Origin of the sequence: Peptoclostridium sp. (genome assembly GCF_009881055.1) — a bacterium.
Taxonomy (GTDB): domain Bacteria; phylum Bacillota; class Clostridia; order Peptostreptococcales; family Peptostreptococcaceae; genus Peptoclostridium_A.
Window position 1 is genome coordinate 1 of sequence record NZ_WXFG01000029.1, and the last position, 16,508, is coordinate 16,508.

Here is a 16,508-nt window from a genome sequence, read left to right on the forward strand (position 1 = left end):
GGCAAAATATTTAATTTAAGTAATAAAAAGCCTGGAAGGCTCATGTTTAAAAGCTTTCCAGGCAAGCATCCAATAGAACAATATATCTTTTTTAAGGAATCATACACATAATTATTGACAGACTCCAGGATTTTTTTGATTATTCTTCTTCCGTTTTCCACATATGCTTCAGATGCATGTAATTCTCTTCGAATTCAAATTTGAGCTCCTTATAGCTGTCTTCGCCGCTTTTTTTGAATCTGACAAAATAACAGTCATATTCGATTTTTTCATCGCAATACTCAAATTTTTCATTAAAAAGCTTTTCGATTTCTATCTTATTTTCATGAAGCTCTTTTTCAAGCTCCCTTCTTTCCTCTTCGTATTTTCTTTTTGTTGTTTCCTTTTGTAGCTTTTTTTCTTCCTTTAAGTGATGTTCCCCTATAGCTGGATTAGTAACGAATGTCATGGTCTCAACCCCCCTGTTTAAGTGATTAAATACTTTCTATTTCATTTCTACCCACTTTAAAGGCACTTTATACAGGGGATTTATCAATTTAAATTATTTTTATACCAATCTACATATCTGATTTAAACTCTATATGCCTCGCCTCAGCTTTTCTGCGACCGTGGCTATAAATTCGCTGTTTGTAGGCTTGCTCCTTTTCATGTTTGACTTCACTCCAAAGAGCTGCTCGACAGTCTCCAAATCCCGCTTGTTCCATGATACCTCAATTGCGTGCCTTATTGCACGCTCAACCCTGCTTGGCGTTGTGCCGTATGTAATTGCTATCTTGGGGTAAAGCTCCTTTGTTATGCCGCTCAGGAGCCCCACATTATGTACCACTAGTCTTATTGCCTCACCGAGATACAAATATCCTTTTATATGCGGTGGCATACCTATATCATGCAGTATGTTAGTGATTTCATTTTCAATGCTCCCTGCGCATTGCTCCTGCAAGGCACTAATACAGTCATGCTGCAGATACTGCCTGCCGGGCTTGAGTTCGGCCTTCGCGATTTGAATTATTCGTTCACGCAGCATATCCGCGCAAAACGGCTTTACCATATAATACTCGGCTCCAAGCTGTATGGCCTTTTGTGCTATGTTCTCCTGACCCACGTTTGATACGACAATTATCTTTGGCTCGTAATCCCTACAGCTTGCCTTAAGTCTTTTGATTACCCCAAAACCGTCAAGATATGGCATTATTATATCGAGCAGGAGCAGGTCGGGCTTTTTCTGGTTTACCAGCTCGACCGCCTCCATACCGTCGTTTGCCACGCCGATTATTTCAATTTCCTCTTGTTCTGATAGGTACTCAATCATTATTTGGCAGAATTCCCTGTTGTCATCAGCTATTGCAACTCTTACCTTGCTACTTCTCATCCCCATTTTCAGCCTCCTGTGAATCTAAGGCTACCCCCAGAATTTCTTTAGCATTTTGCAGTGTCGTCTTCGTTATGTTCATCCCGCCTATAAGTCTGGCTATCTCGCTAATCTTGCCATCCAGCGAGAGTTTTTCTATCCTTGTGACAACAGCATCGCCCTTTGTCACCTTTTCAATGCTGAAATGAGCATCTGAGTTGACAGCTATCTGAGGCAGGTGCGTAATGCATATGACCTGTTTTATCCTTGAAATTTCCTTGAGCTTGCTGCCTACAACCTGAGCCGCAATCCCGCTGATCCCTGTATCTATTTCGTCGAACACCAAGGTTTCTACAGGCTCAAATTGAGTAGTTATATTTTTAAGCGTCAGCATGAATCTTGAAATTTCGCCCCCCGAGGCCACCTTGTAGACCGGCATGAGCTTTTCTCCCTTATTGAAGGAGACCATGAAGGCCACATCGTCCTTTCCCGTTTCGGTGAAAGCGTCCTTTTGTGAGAATTCAATTTCGAAATCAACATAGCTGCTGTTAAGCGACTTGTACTCCTTGCGCAGCTTTTTTGCAAAATCCTCGGCCGCCTTCTTTCGCAGTCCGCTCAGCTCGAGCGCAAGCACTTCAAGCTCCTCCGTTTTACGGCTCAGTTCAATTCTGAGGCGCTCAGCCATTTCGTCCCTGTTTTCCAGCTCACTTAGCCTTTGTTTTATTTCATCCAGATACTCAAGTATCTCATCCGCCGTATTGCCGTATTTTCGCTTGAGACTGTTTATCTGAGATATTCTCGAATCAAGCTCGCTCAGCCTCTCTTCGTCCAGGCTTATCCCTTCACTGTAGCGTCTGATATCCTTGGACAGGTCGCTTATTCTGTAGTAGATATCCTCGACCGCAGCTGCAAATCTGCCCAGCTTATCGTCGTAGGCTGATATCTCGCCCATATCGCGCATTACGGCTGAAATCATATCAGTAATGTTGTACTCAGAAGCGTATAATGACGAGTAGCATCCCAAAAGCTTCTTTTGAATGTTTTCTATATTCCTCGCCATCTCAAGCTCTTTTTCTATCTGCTCAAGCTCATCCCTGTCTATTCCGGCTTCCTCAATTTCATTTATCTGAAATCTCAAAAGATCCATATCCCTTTGTGCCTGGAGCTCGTTCTCGCCCTGGGCCAGCTTGCCGATTTGCGCTTTTATATCCCTGTATTCGCTGTAAAGCCCCCTGTAGGAATGCATTACCTCGCCCAGGTGCTTGCCGGCATATCTGTCCAGGTATCCGACATATCGCTCCTTGTTGAAAAGCTCGTGGCTTTCATGCTGGGAATGTATGTCTATAATCTTATCCGATATATTGCGGAGAAGGGATACCTTAACGTTCCTTCCGTTTATCCGGCTTATGCTTTTGCCGTCCTCCATTATTTCGCGGGTTATGATTATAATTCCATCCTCCATACAGTCAAACCCCATATTGGAAAACTCTTCCCTCAGCTCAACGCCTTCAATATGGAAGGCCGCCTCGACTACAGAGCTTTTCTCGCCTCTTCTTATATAGTCCTTGTCCCATTTTTCGCCCATGCACAGTTGTAGTGCATTGAGAATTATCGATTTACCAGAACCCGTTTCTCCCGTCAATATATTAAGGCCGTTTTCAAATCTCAGCCTTGCCTCATCAATAAGTATGAAATTCTTCACATAGAGCTCTAGGATCATATCCAAATCCCTCTTTCAGTCTGCTTAAAGCAGCTTTTTAAATCTTTCCAATATATGGTCCATATCTTTTTTGTCTCTTACAAGTACAAATACAGTGTCCACTCCGCCTACAGTCCCAACTATTTCTCCAAGCTCAAGGCTGTCTATGGCGTGAGCCACTATAGGGGCGGCTCCTTTGACAGTCCTGAGACAAATTATGTTTTCAGAAAAATCCATGGACATTAGAGTCTCTTTGGCTATTCTGATAAGTCTGTCTGAAGATTTCTTGTCATCCTTTTCAAGATAAGTGTATTTGTACTTGCCGCTTGGGCTTAGTACCTTTACAAGCTTAAGCTCCTTTATGTCCCTTGATACGGTTGCCTGCGTAACATTTATACCTATTGTCTTCAGTTCGAGCGCAAGTTCATCTTGAGTTTCAATTTCCTTATTTTTGATAAGTTCTAAAATCTGAGAATGTCTGGATAACTTCAAAATCGAATCCTCCTTTTTTGGCTGGGTTACATTAATTGTCTAAATCTGAATGTGATATTTCTACTATCTCATTTACCAAACTATCCAAATCGCTGCTGGTATGATTTTCAGATTTTTTAATGTACAGCAAATACTCGATATTGCCTTCTGGCCCTTTGACAGGCGAATAATCTATGCCTAAAACCTCGAAGCCTACCTCCTGCACAAAACCTGCTATTTCACCCACCACTTCCCTGTGGACATTTCTGTCCCTGACTACGCCTTTTTTGCCAACTTTTTCACGACCAGCTTCGAACTGTGGTTTGACCAGAGCAACTATGCGGCCTCCCTCGTCGAGCAGCTGCCTTACTACAGGTATTACAAGCTTAAGCGAAATAAAAGATACGTCTATTGATATGAAGTTGATCTTGTCTGCGATGTCTTCCGGAGTTACATTTCTGATATTTGTCCTCTCCATGCATACTACACGCTCATCGCTCCTGAGTTTCCAAGCCAGCTGCCCGTAACCAACGTCTACAGAGTAAACTTTTGTGGCTCCGTTTTGAAGCATGCAGTCAGTGAATCCGCCTGTGGAAGCTCCAACATCCATACATACAGTCTCTCTTAAATCAATATCGAATGCATTGAGCGCCTTTTCGAGCTTAAGGCCTCCTCTGCTGACATACGGCATCAGCTTGCCTCTTACCTCAATAGTGGCCGATTCATCCACCGGCATTCCCGGCTTTTCCGCCTTCTGATTGTCTACATAGACAATCCCGGCCATTATTGTCGACCTTGCCTTTTCTCTGGAATCCACAAGCCCCTTTTCGTAAACCAATACATCAAGTCTTTTCTTCATTACATATCCTTCCCTGTTTGAGAACCGGGCATACAGCCTGATATCCTGTCGGATACGCTTTGTGCGTCCAAACCGTATTTGTGCAGCAATATTTCCGTATTCCCATGCTCTATGAATTTGTCTGGCAAGGCTATATTTGTTATCCTAAGTTCCGGAATCAAATCTGAAAGCATGCATTTAAGCTTGCTACCAAACCCTCCGCTTAGAACATTATCCTCGATTGTGAATATATGCTTGAACTTTACGGCTATGGAGCTTATATATTCCATGTCCATAGGGCTCAAGAACCTAGCATTTATTACAGCTGGTTTCATGCCTTTGTTTTTGAGCAGCTCCGACGCTTCAAGCGCTATCTCCACACCTTTGCCAATTCCAACTATGGCTATTTCTTCTCCGTGCTTAATTACATCCCATCTCCCAAGCCTCAGCTCACTTCTGCTGACAGCTGCAGCTGAGGCATTGCCCCTTGGGTACCTTATTGCTACCGGCATGTTCACAGTCATTGAGAACTCAAGCATCTGCTCAAGCTCCAAGCCATCCATGGGAGCCATAGTGACAATATTCGGAACAAGTCCCAGATAGCTAAGATCGTATACTCCATGGTGGGTTTCCCCGTCATTGCCCACAATTCCTGCTCTGTCCAGCATGAAAGTAACCGGGAGCTTTTGCATGGCGACATCGTGTATTATCTGGTCGAATCCCCTTTGCAAAAAAGTTGAGTACACCGGAAAAAACGGCCTGTGCCCGCCTGCCGCAAGTCCTGCGCAGAACGTCACCGCATGTCCTTCGGCTATTCCAACATCGAAGAACCTTCTTGGAAGCTCATCCCTGAACTTCCTCATCCCCGTACCGTCAGGCATTGCGGCGGTAATTGCCACTATGCGTTTGTCCTGTCTTGCCATTTGCAGCAGCTTTTCGCCTGCAACATCTGAATATGTCCTGGCAGCCGATGGCTGAACTCCTTTTTCTATGTCAAAACTGCCCACGCCGTGATACTTGTCTGGGTGATTCTCTGCATGCGCATATCCTTTGCCTTTTTTTGTTATTGCATGTATGAGCACCGGACCCTTGATCCCCTTCACGCTTTCAAAAAGCTTTGTAAGCTCCTCTATATCATGTCCGTCTACAGGTCCAAAATACTTTATTCCCATTTCTTCGAAAAATATTCCCGGAAGCATAAAATACTTCATGCCGTCCCTGACTCGGAGTGCGGTCTTGTATACCTTGCCGCCGATTTTGGGGATTGACCTGATTATGCCCTGAACCTCACCCTTAAATGTGTTGTACACCTTATGGGTTCTCAGCTTATAGAGATAGTTGGACAAGCTGCCCACGTTTTTAGAAATTGACATGGCATTGTCATTTAATATTACTATCATATCCGACTTTACATGACCCAGATGGTTGAGAGCCTCAAAAGCCATGCCCCCAGTAAGCGCGCCGTCTCCGATTATTGCCACTACCGAATTGTTCTTTTTCTCTAAATCCCTGGCCACCGCCATGCCAAGCGCCGCGGATATGGAAGTGCTGCTGTGCCCTACGTCAAATGCGTCATGCTCACTTTCGCATCTTTTGGGAAAGCCGGCGAGCCCATCATACTGCCTCAGGCAGTCAAAGCCGTCCCTTCGTCCTGTTATCATCTTATGCACATATGACTGGTGCCCAACATCCCATACGAACTTGTCCTCCGGAGTGTTGAAGCAGTAGTGCAGTGCAAGAGTTATTTCCACTATTCCCAGGTTTGAAGCCAAATGTCCGCCTGTTTTTGAGACCTTTTCAATTAGAAATTTTCTTATCTCTCCTGAAAGCTCTTTCAACTCTTCAGGATTCATTTTCTTTATATCTGAAGGACTCTGTATGCTGTTCAAATGCTTATACATTCCGGTTTCTACCCCTTTTTCTTTCTCGCATTCTTTTTGATTTTCAACAATTCAATGCCAGACACGCTTTCAATCAGATAGAGCAGCTTGGCAAATTCGAAAACTATAAGATCGGACTTTTTTATTCCAAACTCCTTCCCCAGAGCCTTGCCGCCTATCGTAAGTGCTGCGACAATACCGCTCAGGGATATGCTCATTATAGTGGCATCTTTTATGTCGTACGTAACGGCTATCTGTGCTATTATTATGGCACTAGCCGCGCCGCTTATTATGCCGCAAATATCGCCTATGACGTCGTTGCATATGCTCGAGACTGCACTCGCATTCCTTACAACCTTCACAGCAGTGCCGGCTCCCTTTACCCTGTTTGCCGCCATTGAGTGGAAAGCCTTCTCAGTAGACGCTGCAACCGCTATGCCCACGGCATCAAACAAAACGCCTATCAATATTATTACAACCAGAACGCAGAATGCTATTGCTATGCTTGCATGCCTGAGTATGGTTTCGGATATCACGCTCATGAATACCGCTATAAAAAAACTGACTACGCCTATAGAAACTGCCCATTTCAAATTGCTCAATAAGCTGTGGCCTTTGCCCAAATATAACACCTTCTTTGTTCCGGTAATTCAATCTCAAGCCTTATCTATATTATAAAGTTAATCCTAGTATTTTAGGATACTAGGATTATAATGCTTGTTTATTAAAAAGGGTGATGGCCGGCTGGATAAAACTTACGGCTTAGGTCCAGTAGGATTTCCCAAGAGGCTACTACCTGTCGCCAAGATAGCGGTTTCCCTTTAAAGCCTCTTTAGCATTGTCACCAGATGCAAAACTGGATCACCACTTAGTCCGCACTGCAATCCCCAGCCTGCCCTTCAGCCTAGGAGTTTTCCTCAACAACCATCACAGTCCTTAGCCTCTTTTGCAGGATGGGTTTCAAGCAGCGATGATTCATTCCTTCGAGCTCAGAAGGAACAAACCTGATCTGCTTATCTCCCCACCCCACTCAAGGCAGGCTACGCTACTTTCAGCCTTTTCAGACCTTCAGCAGGTTTCTCCGGCCTTGCGGGCCGGTCTCCGCGAAGCGAGGGTCTACGCCTGCATGCCATTGCAGATCGCCCCCTACTCCTTACTCCCAGAAATGACCCCCGACTGGGCGTCAGAAGCCAAAACAAGGAACTTCATCGATGTGCCCTTCGACGGATTTTTAGCCCCGCCTTCCAGACTGCAATGACTGACTAGGATACTGCATCACCCTTAAAAAGCCATTATACCAAAACCTAGCAATTTTTTCAAATCATTAAATTTGCCACTATTATTCCAAGCACTGCTCCTGAAAGAACTTCGATAGGAGTATGTCCAATCAGCTCCTTAAGCCTTTTTTCAATATATATCTTCTTATGCTGGTTGATATCCTCAAAGAGCTTGTGTATATCCTCCACCAGAACATTGAGCAGCTTTGCCTGCTTACCGACAGCTCTTCTGACATTTGCAGCATCATACATTACTACGAGCGCCAATACAAGAGCCATGGCGAACATATCGGAATCGTAACCCTCAACAATTCCTATCGCAGTAGCAAGGCTTGTCACAAATGACGAATGCGAACTTGGCATTCCGCCGGAACCAACAAATCTTGAAGCATCAAGTTTTTTTTCAAAAATTAAAGTGAGCAGCACTTTTATTACCTGTGCAATAAACCATGCCGTTACTGAAATTATGAAAACCTGGTTGTTGACAACATCTCTGAAAAAAGACACTATAGGAGTCCCCCCATCAAAATTCTCTATCTATATTAAATTTATTAAATTTAAAATTCCCTGTCTGTAATATAATCTGCAAGCCCCAACAGAAATTCAGCTTCGCTTCCAAAGAACGATATTGCAACTTTTGCTTTTGCAATTTTATCGAATGCAATTCGCTTTGATTCCTCAAGTCCGTACATCGAAGGATATGTGGATTTTTCCTTCTCAATGTCGCTGCCGACATTCTTGCCGAGCTTTTCCTGATCCCCTATGACATCTAGTATGTCATCTACTATCTGAAATCCCAGGCCGATATTTTTTGCATATTCCGTTATTGCCTCCAGGGCTTCTTCGCTTGCCCCGGCAAGTATGGCTCCCGCCCTCATGGGCCTTATTATGAGCTGTGCCGTCTTGTTCATGTGTATGAATTCAAGAGTGGCTTCGTCAACTCTCTTGCCTTCAGACTCAAGGTCAGCTGTCTGTCCGGCTATCATGCCGAAAACTCCTGCGCCCTTTGCTATTTCATTGGCTGCTCTTATATGCCTCATGCAGTCTTCTCCGCTATTTACTGAGGCTTCAAGCATTGTCTCAAATGCATAATTTAGGAGTCCATCACCTGCAAGCACTGCTATTCCCTCGCCATACACTTTATGGTTGGTTGGCTTTCCCCTCCTGAGGTCATCATCATCCATAGCAGGCAGGTCGTCGTGTATAAGCGAATAAGTGTGTATCATCTCTATTGCGCATGCGAACGGCATAGCCTTCTCAATGTCCCCGCCGCTTATTCTGCATGCCTCCAAAAGGAGCATAGGCCTTAGTCTTTTTCCGCCTGCCGCAAGGCTGTATTTCATTGAATCAAAAAGTATTCCATGCGGCCCCTGCACATTAGGTATTGCGCTTTTAAGATTGTCCTCTATGAAGCTGTGCCTATTGCCAAGCTCTATTTTGAAGTCCATGTTAATCCTCCTGAACATTGAAATTTTCTTCAATCCATTCTCCGTCTTTATCCACAAGCTTTGCTATTTTAAGCTGGGCCTTTTCCAGAAGTCCGCTGCATATTCTGTACATCTTTATGCCCTCTTCATACAGTCTGAGAGATTCATCAAGCGGAAGGCTTCCCGCCTCGAGCGTTTTCATTATTTCTTCAAGCTTTTCGTAAGCAGTTTCATAATTATATTTGCTCATAAAATAATCAGTCCTTTGTTATTTTATCGACAGTGCACTGAGCAGTACCGTCGCAAAATCTTACTTTGACAGTTTCACCCTCATTAAGGCCTTCGACTCTGCCTGCGAGAAGACCATCCTTATGGACTATAGCATAGCCTCTTGACAGTATGGAAAGCGGATTCAGATTGAAAAGGTTTCTTCCGGTAAGTTCAATGTTCTCGCCCATGCCTTTCACCTTCCGATTTATCTCTGAACTGATGCTCGTGAAAGCAGCATCCAGAGCAATCATTCTGTCGTCAAGCAAACTGTACGGCCTCCTGAATAGGCTGCTCCCCTCTATCCTTGAAAGCTCAGCCAGCTTCTTTTCCATGAGACCTTTCATATCGCCGTATATCTTATTTTGTATACTCTCAAGACGATAGTTGATTTCAACGAGCGATGGAACGCTCAGCTCAGCCGCAGCTGATGGCGTCGGGGCCCTCATGTCGGCTGCAAAATCACTTATTGTAAAATCAGTCTCATGTCCAACTGCCGAAACAACTGGCACATCCGAAGCTGCTATCGCCCTTGCCAAAGCTTCATCATTAAACGACCAGAGCTCCTCCATTGAGCCTCCGCCCCTACCTAATATTATAACATCAATGTTGCCCAGTTGATTCAAAATTTGAATCCCTTTTATCATTTGCCCGGCTGCCCCTTCGCCCTGCACAGCCACGGGGTAGAGCACAACATCGACCTTTGGAAATCTCCTGGCTATTACATTTATTATGTCCCTTACTACTGCGCCAGACTCCGATGTTATAACTCCGACTTTCGATGGATACTTGGGCAGCATCTTCTTCCTTGACATGTCGAATATGCCTTCCTTCTCAAGAACTTCCTTGAGCTTTAGGAATTTGGCATACAGCTCGCCTACTCCTTCAACTTCTACGGTTCTTACGTACATCTGGAGCTGGCCGTCCTTTTCATAGAGAGTTATGCTTCCTCCGACCGTTATGCTCATACCCTCTTCAAGCTCCTGCGTGAGTTCTCCGGCATACTCCCTGAAAATCACGCATCTGAGCTTCGAATCCTCATCCTTGAGCGAAAAATATATGTTTCCGCTGGCATGTGCCTTAAAGTTGGATATCTCGCCCTTTACTCTTATGTTACAGAGTATGGGATCGTTGCTTGTCAGCTTTTTTATATACGAATTGACGTGGCTTACCGAAAGAGCCCTCAGTTTCATCCTATTCATCCCCATGTTCATTCTGATAAATATCATAGCCTATCAGCGCCGCTCCAACCGCACTATCCTGTGCATATTCCGGATTGCACCAGTAAGTTCTTATTCCCTCAACCTTGAGCATATCACTTAGTCTGCTCGAAAGGAATCTGCTTGAAGATACGCCTCCGGCAAAGAGCACATCGCTGCAGCCATGGCTCTTTGCTGTGTGCGACAGCGCCCTGTAGAGCTTGGTGCATATCGCATCCATGGCCATATATGAAACCTGTTTTTCAATCTCTCTGCAGCTGTCGGCGCTGTCTATTATTTTGTAAATAGCAGTTTCTATGCCCGACAGATTAATATATCCCTTATCATGCGATATCTTGAGTTTGGGCGTTTCTCCGTCAAACTCGAGCGCATTTTCATCAATCCTTCTGCCGCATGGAAAATCGTATCCAAGCCTTACACCTATTCTGTCAAGAAGCTGTCCCGCGCTGATGTCTCTCGTTCCTCCGATTATTTCCATTTCATACCCGGCAGTTTTTGAGCTTACAAGCAGTATTTCACTTGTGCCCCCAGACAGGTGTATTGACACAAAGCTATCAACATCCAGTCCGCTGTCCCATTTGGCTGCCCTTATGTGGCCTTCCTGGTGGCTAGTCGCATATAGACTTGCACCGGTGATGCCAGCAATAGACTGGGCAAATCTGTAGCCAGGGCTGAAAACAGGCATATACGAGCCGTCCACCGGTCTTGGCCTGCTTGAAGCGCAAACCGCCACAATTTCGCTATCTCCTGTTTCAGCGCGCATATTTCCAAATAGTTCACCCAGGTTGTTTATGTGCTGGAATACTCCTTCCGACTGCCTTACTCCTTTTTGACCTGCTCTTACTTTTATCGCGGATTTTCTACTGAGCATGAGTTCGCCATTTAAATTTATAGCTGCTATAGAAGTTGTATAGCAGCTTGTGTCTATTCCAAGTATTATTTTATTCTTCGATTTCATTGGCGACACTTCCCAAAACACCGTTTACAAACGCCGGAGAGTTCTCGCCTCCATATGTCTTGGCAAGCTCGACTGCCTCGTTTATTGAAATGCTTTTGCTTATATCTTTCCTGTAAAGCATTTCAGCAATTGCCACACGGAGAATGCTCAGGTCAATCTTCGAAATCCTTACTATGCTCCAACCCTTCGAATATTTCGAAATCAGCGAATCCAAAGTCTCCTTGTTGTCTACCAGCTTGATTCCAATATCCCTGATGAATTCCGCTTCAGCATTCTCATTTTCATTCTCGGCTATGAAGGCCTCAACATTCTCAATGCTAAAATCCTTACTTATTTCCATCTGGTATGCAAGCTTCATTGCCATATCTCTGCTTATTTTCCTGCTCATCAAAACCCTCCATTTACTTTAAAGCACAATTAACCCTCTGAAATTTCAGAGGGTTAATATTTTTACTGTATATTTTCCTGAACACTTTCCTTTTTGAAACTTATTCCCTGAACATGCAGGTTGACCTGTTTTACATCTAGCCCTGTCATGTTTTCAACTGCATTTTTCACATTTTCCTGAACCTTCCATGCTACATCAGGAATGACCACCCCGTGTTCAGTAAGTATGAAAAGATCGATATACACCTTGTTTTCCTCTACGACAACCTTAACACCTTTGCCTAGGTTTTTCTTTCCGAGTATTTCGATTATGTCGCCTGTGATGCTTCCGCTCATCTCGGCAACTCCCTCTATTTCGGATGCCGCAAGACTGGCTATTGTCGATATTACATCTTCTGATATCTTGATCTGACCATACTCTTTATTTTCCATATGGCAATCCTCCCGAGAACATTTACTGTCTTATGGTATAATTATACCAAAACAGCGTGTTTTTTTCAAACAGTCTATTCGTATTTTCTGAAAGCCAGAGTACCGTTGTGTCCGCCAAATCCAAGCGAGTTTGATATCGCAATTCTCACATCAGCTTTTCTGCCTGTATTTGGAACATAGTCAAGGTCAAGTTCCTCATCCTGATTGTCTATGTTTATTGTCGGAGGTATGAACGAGTTGTGTATAGCCATAGCACAGACTATAGCCTCGACAGCTCCAGCGGCACCCAGGAGGTGTCCTGTCATTGACTTTGTTGATGACATTGCAAGCTTGTATGCATGCTCTCCAAATACCGACTTCACGGCAAGAGTTTCAAATCTGTCGTTATACTCTGTGCTTGTGCCGTGTGCATTAATATAGTCAACCTCTTCTACGCTTGCACCCGCATCATCTATGGCCATCTTCATAGCACGAGCTGCCCCTTCGCCAGTTTCTGAAGGCGTTGTTATATGGTATGCATCAGCTGTTGAGCCGTAGCCAACCACCTCTGCGTATATTCTTGCATTTCTTTTGAGTGCATGTTCAAGCTCTTCGATTACAAGCATTCCTGCGCCTTCGCCCATTACAAAGCCGTCCCTGTCCTTGTCAAAAGGCCTTGAAGCTCTTTGAGGCTCGTCGTTTCTTGTTGAAAGGGCCTTCATGCTGCAAAAACCCGCCATCGAAAGAGGCGTTATCGGCGCTTCTGCGCCTCCGCATATCATAACGTCGGCATCTCCTCTTTGTATTGTCTTGAATGCATCGCCTATTGAATGAGTACCCGAAGCGCAAGCAGTGACTACACATGTGTTAGGACCCTTGGCTCCAAGTATAATAGCCACCTGACCTGCCGCCATGTTCGATATCATCATTGGTATCAAGAACGGGCTCACTCTGCCTGGTCCCTTTTCCATAAGCTTGGTATGCTGCTCTTCCATAGTCTCAATTCCGCCAATGCCAGAACCGATTATAACGCCCATTCTTTCGGCGTTTACTTCTTTTATCCCTGCATCCTCATACGCCATCTTCGCTGAAGCAACTGCGTACTGAGTGAACCTGTCCATCTTCTTTACTTCTCTTTTCTCGATAAAGTTCGTCGGTTCAAAATCGTTGATCTGGGCTGCTATTTGAGTCGCAAGTGTCGGCGCTTCAAATCTGGTTAGCTTGCAAACACCGCTGACACCCTTCTCAAGAGAATCCCAAAATTTTTCTTTGCCTATGCCAATAGGTGTAACACATCCTACTCCAGTAATTACTACCCTTTTTTTCATTAAATTTACCCCCGACTACTTGTTTTCTTCTACGTAGCTTACTATATCACCTATAGATTTGAATTTTTCTGCATCTTCATCTGGAATTTCAACGCCGAATTCATCTTCAATTGCCATTATTATCTCAACAGCATCTAGTGAATCCGCCTCAAGATCGTTTATAAGAGAGCTTTCTTTTTTTATTGTATCCAGTTCATCAATACCAAGCTGCTCAGCTACTATTTCTTTTATTTTTTCGAATACCATTTTATATTCCTCCTCAAATTTTATGTTTTAGTTTTAATTTCTATATATTAATATTAATGACTAATTGCTGTTTTGTCTACATCACAAACCCGCCGTCTACATTCATAACCTGTCCTGTTATGTAGTTTGACATGTCGCTTGCAAGGAATAGCACAAGATTGGCAACATCCTCGGGCTCTCCGAATTTGCCAAGCGGTATGCTCTTAAGCATGGACTCCTTTACGTCGTCTTTTAGGACGTCCGTCATGTCAGTGGCTATGAAGCCTGGAGCCACAGCATTGACATTTATGTTTCTAGACGCCAGCTCTCTGGCCATGGCCTTTGTAAAGCCTATCACGCCGGCTTTGGATGCGCAATAGTTGCCTTGGCCGGCATTGCCTGATATGCCGACTATGGAAGATATGTTTATTATCTTTCCGCATCTTTGCTTCATCATTTGTCTTGTTACAGCCTTTGTACAGTTAAATACCCCTTTTAGGTTGACATTAATAACATTATCCCAGTCTTCCTCACTCATTTTTATAATGAGGGCATCCTTAGTTATTCCGGCATTGTTTACAAGCACGTCTATTCTGCCAAACTCGTTCATGACAAGCTCGAAAAACGCTTTTACATCTTCAGGGCTTGAGACATCAGCTTTTCCTATGATGGCCCTTGCGCCCATTTTTTCAATTTCTTCCTTGAGAAGCCTTGCCCTATCCTCACTCCCGGAATAGTTTATGGCAACATCGGCTCCAGCGGCTGCCAGCTTAAGCGCAATTGCACTTCCGATTCCTCTGGAACCACCTGTAACTACAGCCACTTTACCCTTCATGTCTATCATTTCAAAACCTCCTAGAATCAGGCTCTTTTTTCAATAAGCTTTTGAAGCGTTTCAAGATTTTCAACATTGTCAACGCTAACTGAAGCCTTCTTGGCCTTGGCTATCTTGTTAATAAAGCCAGTCAGAGTTTTTCCCGGCCCAACTTCAATGAATGTATCGAATCCGTCGTCTATTAGTCTGGAGATCGAATCCTCCCAAAGCACGCTTGAGCTTACCTGGCTTACGAGAAGCTCCTTCACATCGCCCGGCCTTGCATAGTCTCCAGTCACATTGGATACCACAGGAAAGTTGCCTTCTGATAGCTCTATGCTCTCGAGCTCCTTTCTCAGTTTCTCTCCAGCTCCAAGAAGCATCGATGTATGGAAAGGACCGCTAACACTGAGCATTACAGCTTTTTTTGCGCCTCTTTCCTTGCAGAGCCTCACCGCTTCTTCTATAGGGCGCATCTCCCCTGATATGACTATCTGCCCAGGGCAGTTGAAGTTGGCCGCCTCGATTATACCAAGGCTCTTGCACTCCTCAACAACCTGTACGAGAATTTCTCTGTCAAGTCCAAGTATGGCAGCCATTGTTCCACTGTCGCTCGATACCTCGTCCTGCATAATCTGACCTCTTTTTTTGACAAACGGCACTGCCTTTTCAAAATCAAATATGTCTGCTGCAACAAGGGCTGAATACTCTCCAAGAGACAATCCCGCAACAGCACTTATTTCAAGAGGAAGGCTTTCTTTCAAAATCTCATACATGGCGATGCTGTGAACAAGTATGGCCGGTTGTGTGTTTTCTGTGAGCCTCAGGTCTTCTTCAGGACCTTCAAACATGAGCTTCTTAATGTCCACACCGAGTATTTCATTTGCCTTGTCTACGATTCTTCTTGCCGTTTCAAAAGACTCATATATGTCCTTGCACATGCCTACATATTGAGCGCCCTGTCCCGGAAATACTACAGCCAGCTTACCCATCGCAATCCTCCTATAATATCCTCAGACCCTCTATGACTCTTTGAGTGTCATTCATTATTTCTTCAATAATTTCCTTGCACGGCTTGATGTCACACACCATGCCAGCTATCTGTCCAGACATTACAGAGCCGCCGACAACGTCTCCTTCTCTTACTGCTATCCTGAGCCTGCCTACTCCTTTTTTGTCCATTTCTTCAAGTGATGCTCCTTCTTTTTCCATTTGGAGCATCTCCTTCATGAGTTTGTTCTTTAGACATCTTACAGGATGGCCTGTTGACCTTCCAGCCACTATGGCATCCCTGTCCTTGGCCTCAACAAGCATTTTTTTATAGTTATCGTGCGCTGTGCACTCAGTGCTGCACACGAATCTTGTTCCCATCTGAACGCCCTGAGCTCCAAGAGCAAAGCTTGCAACCATGCCTCTTGCGTCTGCTATTCCGCCCGCAGCTATAACAGGTATGCTCACGCTGTCTACAACCTGCGGCACTAGCACCATTGTAGTAAGCTCACCTATATGTCCGCCGGCTTCCGTACCCTCCGCTATTATGGCGTCAACTCCGTACTTTTCCATCCTCTTGGCAAGTGCAACCGAAGGCACTACAGGTATTATCTTTGTGCCAATCTCCTTCAGCTTGTCTATATACTTGGCTGGATTTCCTGCTCCTGTAGTTATTACAGGTACTTTTTCGCTGTATATTACTTCCATGACTTCATCCACAAACGGTGAAAGCAGCATTACGTTCACACCATATGGCTTGTCAGTCATTTTTTTTATCTTTGTTATCTCTTCCTTGACTACCTCAGCAGGTGCATTTCCTGCTGCGATTATTCCAAGGCCTCCCGCATTGCTGACTGCCGCAGCAAGCTCAGACGTAGCCACCCATGCCATTCCACCTTGTATTATCGGGTATTTTATATTTAAAATCTCGCAAACCCTATTCAAATTTATCTACCTCCACTGAAAAC

General features: G+C 44.4%; 19 protein-coding genes. All 19 read right to left on the reverse strand.

Going from position 1 to position 16,508, the window contains the following annotated elements:
• Positions 1 to 139: 139 nt before the first annotated feature.
• Complete coding sequence (locus GT589_RS07525; protein WP_293398062.1) at positions 140 to 448, reverse strand: hypothetical protein; 309 nt, start codon at positions 446 to 448, stop codon at positions 140 to 142.
• A gap of 129 nt (positions 449 to 577) precedes the next feature.
• Positions 578 to 1,369, reverse strand: a complete 792-nt coding sequence (gene spo0A / locus GT589_RS07530; RefSeq protein ID WP_293398063.1) for a sporulation transcription factor Spo0A — start codon at positions 1,367 to 1,369, stop codon at positions 578 to 580.
• A complete protein-coding gene (gene recN / locus GT589_RS07535) occupies positions 1,359 to 3,068 on the reverse strand; it encodes a DNA repair protein RecN (protein WP_293398064.1) in 1,710 nt (569 codons plus the stop codon). The genes spo0A and recN overlap by 11 nt, the downstream gene beginning before the upstream one ends.
• A 24-nt stretch (positions 3,069 to 3,092) precedes the next feature.
• Complete coding sequence (locus tag GT589_RS07540) at positions 3,093 to 3,539, reverse strand: arginine repressor (RefSeq protein WP_293398065.1); 447 nt, start codon at positions 3,537 to 3,539, stop codon at positions 3,093 to 3,095.
• Between the two features lie 31 nt (positions 3,540 to 3,570).
• On the reverse strand, positions 3,571 to 4,377 hold the full coding sequence (locus tag GT589_RS07545; RefSeq protein WP_293398066.1) for a TlyA family RNA methyltransferase: 807 nt from the start codon (positions 4,375 to 4,377) through the stop codon (positions 3,571 to 3,573).
• Positions 4,377 to 6,257 (reverse strand): 1-deoxy-D-xylulose-5-phosphate synthase, encoded by a 1,881-nt coding sequence (gene dxs / locus GT589_RS07550; protein ID WP_293398067.1) that lies wholly within the window; start codon positions 6,255 to 6,257, stop codon positions 4,377 to 4,379. The genes GT589_RS07545 and dxs overlap by 1 nt, the downstream gene beginning before the upstream one ends.
• An 8-nt stretch (positions 6,258 to 6,265) precedes the next feature.
• A complete protein-coding gene (locus GT589_RS07555; protein WP_293398068.1) occupies positions 6,266 to 6,829 on the reverse strand; it encodes a hypothetical protein in 564 nt (187 codons plus the stop codon).
• A 723-nt stretch (positions 6,830 to 7,552) separates the two neighbouring features.
• Entirely contained in the window at positions 7,553 to 8,020 is a 468-nt protein-coding gene (locus GT589_RS07560) for a divergent PAP2 family protein (RefSeq protein ID WP_293398069.1), read from the reverse strand.
• A gap of 50 nt (positions 8,021 to 8,070) precedes the next feature.
• Entirely contained in the window at positions 8,071 to 8,961 is an 891-nt protein-coding gene (locus GT589_RS07565) for a polyprenyl synthetase family protein (RefSeq protein WP_293398070.1), read from the reverse strand.
• A gap of 1 nt (position 8,962) precedes the next feature.
• Positions 8,963 to 9,190 carry an exodeoxyribonuclease VII small subunit gene (xseB, locus tag GT589_RS07570; RefSeq protein ID WP_293398071.1) on the reverse strand — a complete coding sequence of 76 codons (228 nt, stop codon included), beginning with the start codon at positions 9,188 to 9,190 and terminating at the stop codon, positions 8,963 to 8,965.
• A 7-nt stretch (positions 9,191 to 9,197) separates the two neighbouring features.
• On the reverse strand, positions 9,198 to 10,436 hold the full coding sequence (gene xseA / locus GT589_RS07575) for an exodeoxyribonuclease VII large subunit (protein WP_293398072.1): 1,239 nt from the start codon (positions 10,434 to 10,436) through the stop codon (positions 9,198 to 9,200).
• A complete protein-coding gene (locus GT589_RS07580; RefSeq protein WP_293398073.1) occupies positions 10,402 to 11,385 on the reverse strand; it encodes an O-sialoglycoprotein endopeptidase in 984 nt (327 codons plus the stop codon). Before GT589_RS07580 ends, xseA begins: the two co-directional genes overlap by 35 nt.
• Positions 11,369 to 11,773, reverse strand: coding sequence for a transcription antitermination factor NusB (nusB, locus tag GT589_RS07585; RefSeq protein WP_293398074.1), 405 nt, complete (start codon positions 11,771 to 11,773; stop codon positions 11,369 to 11,371). The genes GT589_RS07580 and nusB overlap by 17 nt, the downstream gene beginning before the upstream one ends.
• Before the next feature lie 62 nt (positions 11,774 to 11,835).
• Positions 11,836 to 12,204, reverse strand: a complete 369-nt coding sequence (locus GT589_RS07590) for an Asp23/Gls24 family envelope stress response protein (protein ID WP_293398075.1) — start codon at positions 12,202 to 12,204, stop codon at positions 11,836 to 11,838.
• A gap of 74 nt (positions 12,205 to 12,278) precedes the next feature.
• Positions 12,279 to 13,511, reverse strand: a complete 1,233-nt coding sequence (gene fabF, locus GT589_RS07595) for a beta-ketoacyl-ACP synthase II (protein ID WP_293398076.1) — start codon at positions 13,509 to 13,511, stop codon at positions 12,279 to 12,281.
• 15 nt (positions 13,512 to 13,526) lie between these two features.
• Positions 13,527 to 13,757, reverse strand: a complete 231-nt coding sequence (acpP, locus tag GT589_RS07600; RefSeq protein WP_293398077.1) for an acyl carrier protein — start codon at positions 13,755 to 13,757, stop codon at positions 13,527 to 13,529.
• A gap of 76 nt (positions 13,758 to 13,833) precedes the next feature.
• Entirely contained in the window at positions 13,834 to 14,580 is a 747-nt protein-coding gene (gene fabG / locus GT589_RS07605; protein WP_293398078.1) for a 3-oxoacyl-[acyl-carrier-protein] reductase, read from the reverse strand.
• A 17-nt stretch (positions 14,581 to 14,597) separates the two neighbouring features.
• A complete protein-coding gene (gene fabD, locus GT589_RS07610) occupies positions 14,598 to 15,542 on the reverse strand; it encodes an ACP S-malonyltransferase (RefSeq protein WP_293398079.1) in 945 nt (314 codons plus the stop codon).
• Between the two features lie 10 nt (positions 15,543 to 15,552).
• Positions 15,553 to 16,485, reverse strand: coding sequence for an enoyl-[acyl-carrier-protein] reductase FabK (fabK, locus tag GT589_RS07615; RefSeq protein WP_330582886.1), 933 nt, complete (start codon positions 16,483 to 16,485; stop codon positions 15,553 to 15,555).
• Between the last annotated feature and the right edge of the window lie 23 nt (positions 16,486 to 16,508).

Excerpts from the sequence above, each read along its gene's own strand:
- fabF (WP_293398076.1), bottom strand. The coding sequence starts at position 13,511 with ATGAAAAAAAGGGTAGTAATTACTGGAGTAGGATGTGTTACACCTATT.
- GT589_RS07580 (WP_293398073.1), bottom strand. The coding sequence starts at position 11,385 with ATGAAATCGAAGAATAAAATAATACTTGGAATAGACACAAGCTGCTAT.
- GT589_RS07525 (WP_293398062.1), bottom strand. The coding sequence starts at position 448 with ATGACATTCGTTACTAATCCAGCTATAGGGGAACATCACTTAAAGGAA.
- fabD (WP_293398079.1), bottom strand. The coding sequence starts at position 15,542 with ATGGGTAAGCTGGCTGTAGTATTTCCGGGACAGGGCGCTCAATATGTA.
- nusB (WP_293398074.1), bottom strand. The coding sequence starts at position 11,773 with ATGAGCAGGAAAATAAGCAGAGATATGGCAATGAAGCTTGCATACCAG.
- dxs (WP_293398067.1), bottom strand. The coding sequence starts at position 6,257 with ATGTATAAGCATTTGAACAGCATACAGAGTCCTTCAGATATAAAGAAA.
- recN (WP_293398064.1), bottom strand. The coding sequence starts at position 3,068 with ATGATCCTAGAGCTCTATGTGAAGAATTTCATACTTATTGATGAGGCA.
- GT589_RS07545 (WP_293398066.1), bottom strand. The coding sequence starts at position 4,377 with ATGAAGAAAAGACTTGATGTATTGGTTTACGAAAAGGGGCTTGTGGAT.
- GT589_RS07565 (WP_293398070.1), bottom strand. The coding sequence starts at position 8,961 with ATGGACTTCAAAATAGAGCTTGGCAATAGGCACAGCTTCATAGAGGAC.
- GT589_RS07590 (WP_293398075.1), bottom strand. The coding sequence starts at position 12,204 with ATGGAAAATAAAGAGTATGGTCAGATCAAGATATCAGAAGATGTAATA.
- spo0A (WP_293398063.1), bottom strand. The coding sequence starts at position 1,369 with ATGAGAAGTAGCAAGGTAAGAGTTGCAATAGCTGATGACAACAGGGAA.
- xseA (WP_293398072.1), bottom strand. The coding sequence starts at position 10,436 with ATGATATTTATCAGAATGAACATGGGGATGAATAGGATGAAACTGAGG.
- acpP (WP_293398077.1), bottom strand. The coding sequence starts at position 13,757 with ATGGTATTCGAAAAAATAAAAGAAATAGTAGCTGAGCAGCTTGGTATT.
- fabG (WP_293398078.1), bottom strand. The coding sequence starts at position 14,580 with ATGATAGACATGAAGGGTAAAGTGGCTGTAGTTACAGGTGGTTCCAGA.
- xseB (WP_293398071.1), bottom strand. The coding sequence starts at position 9,190 with ATGAGCAAATATAATTATGAAACTGCTTACGAAAAGCTTGAAGAAATA.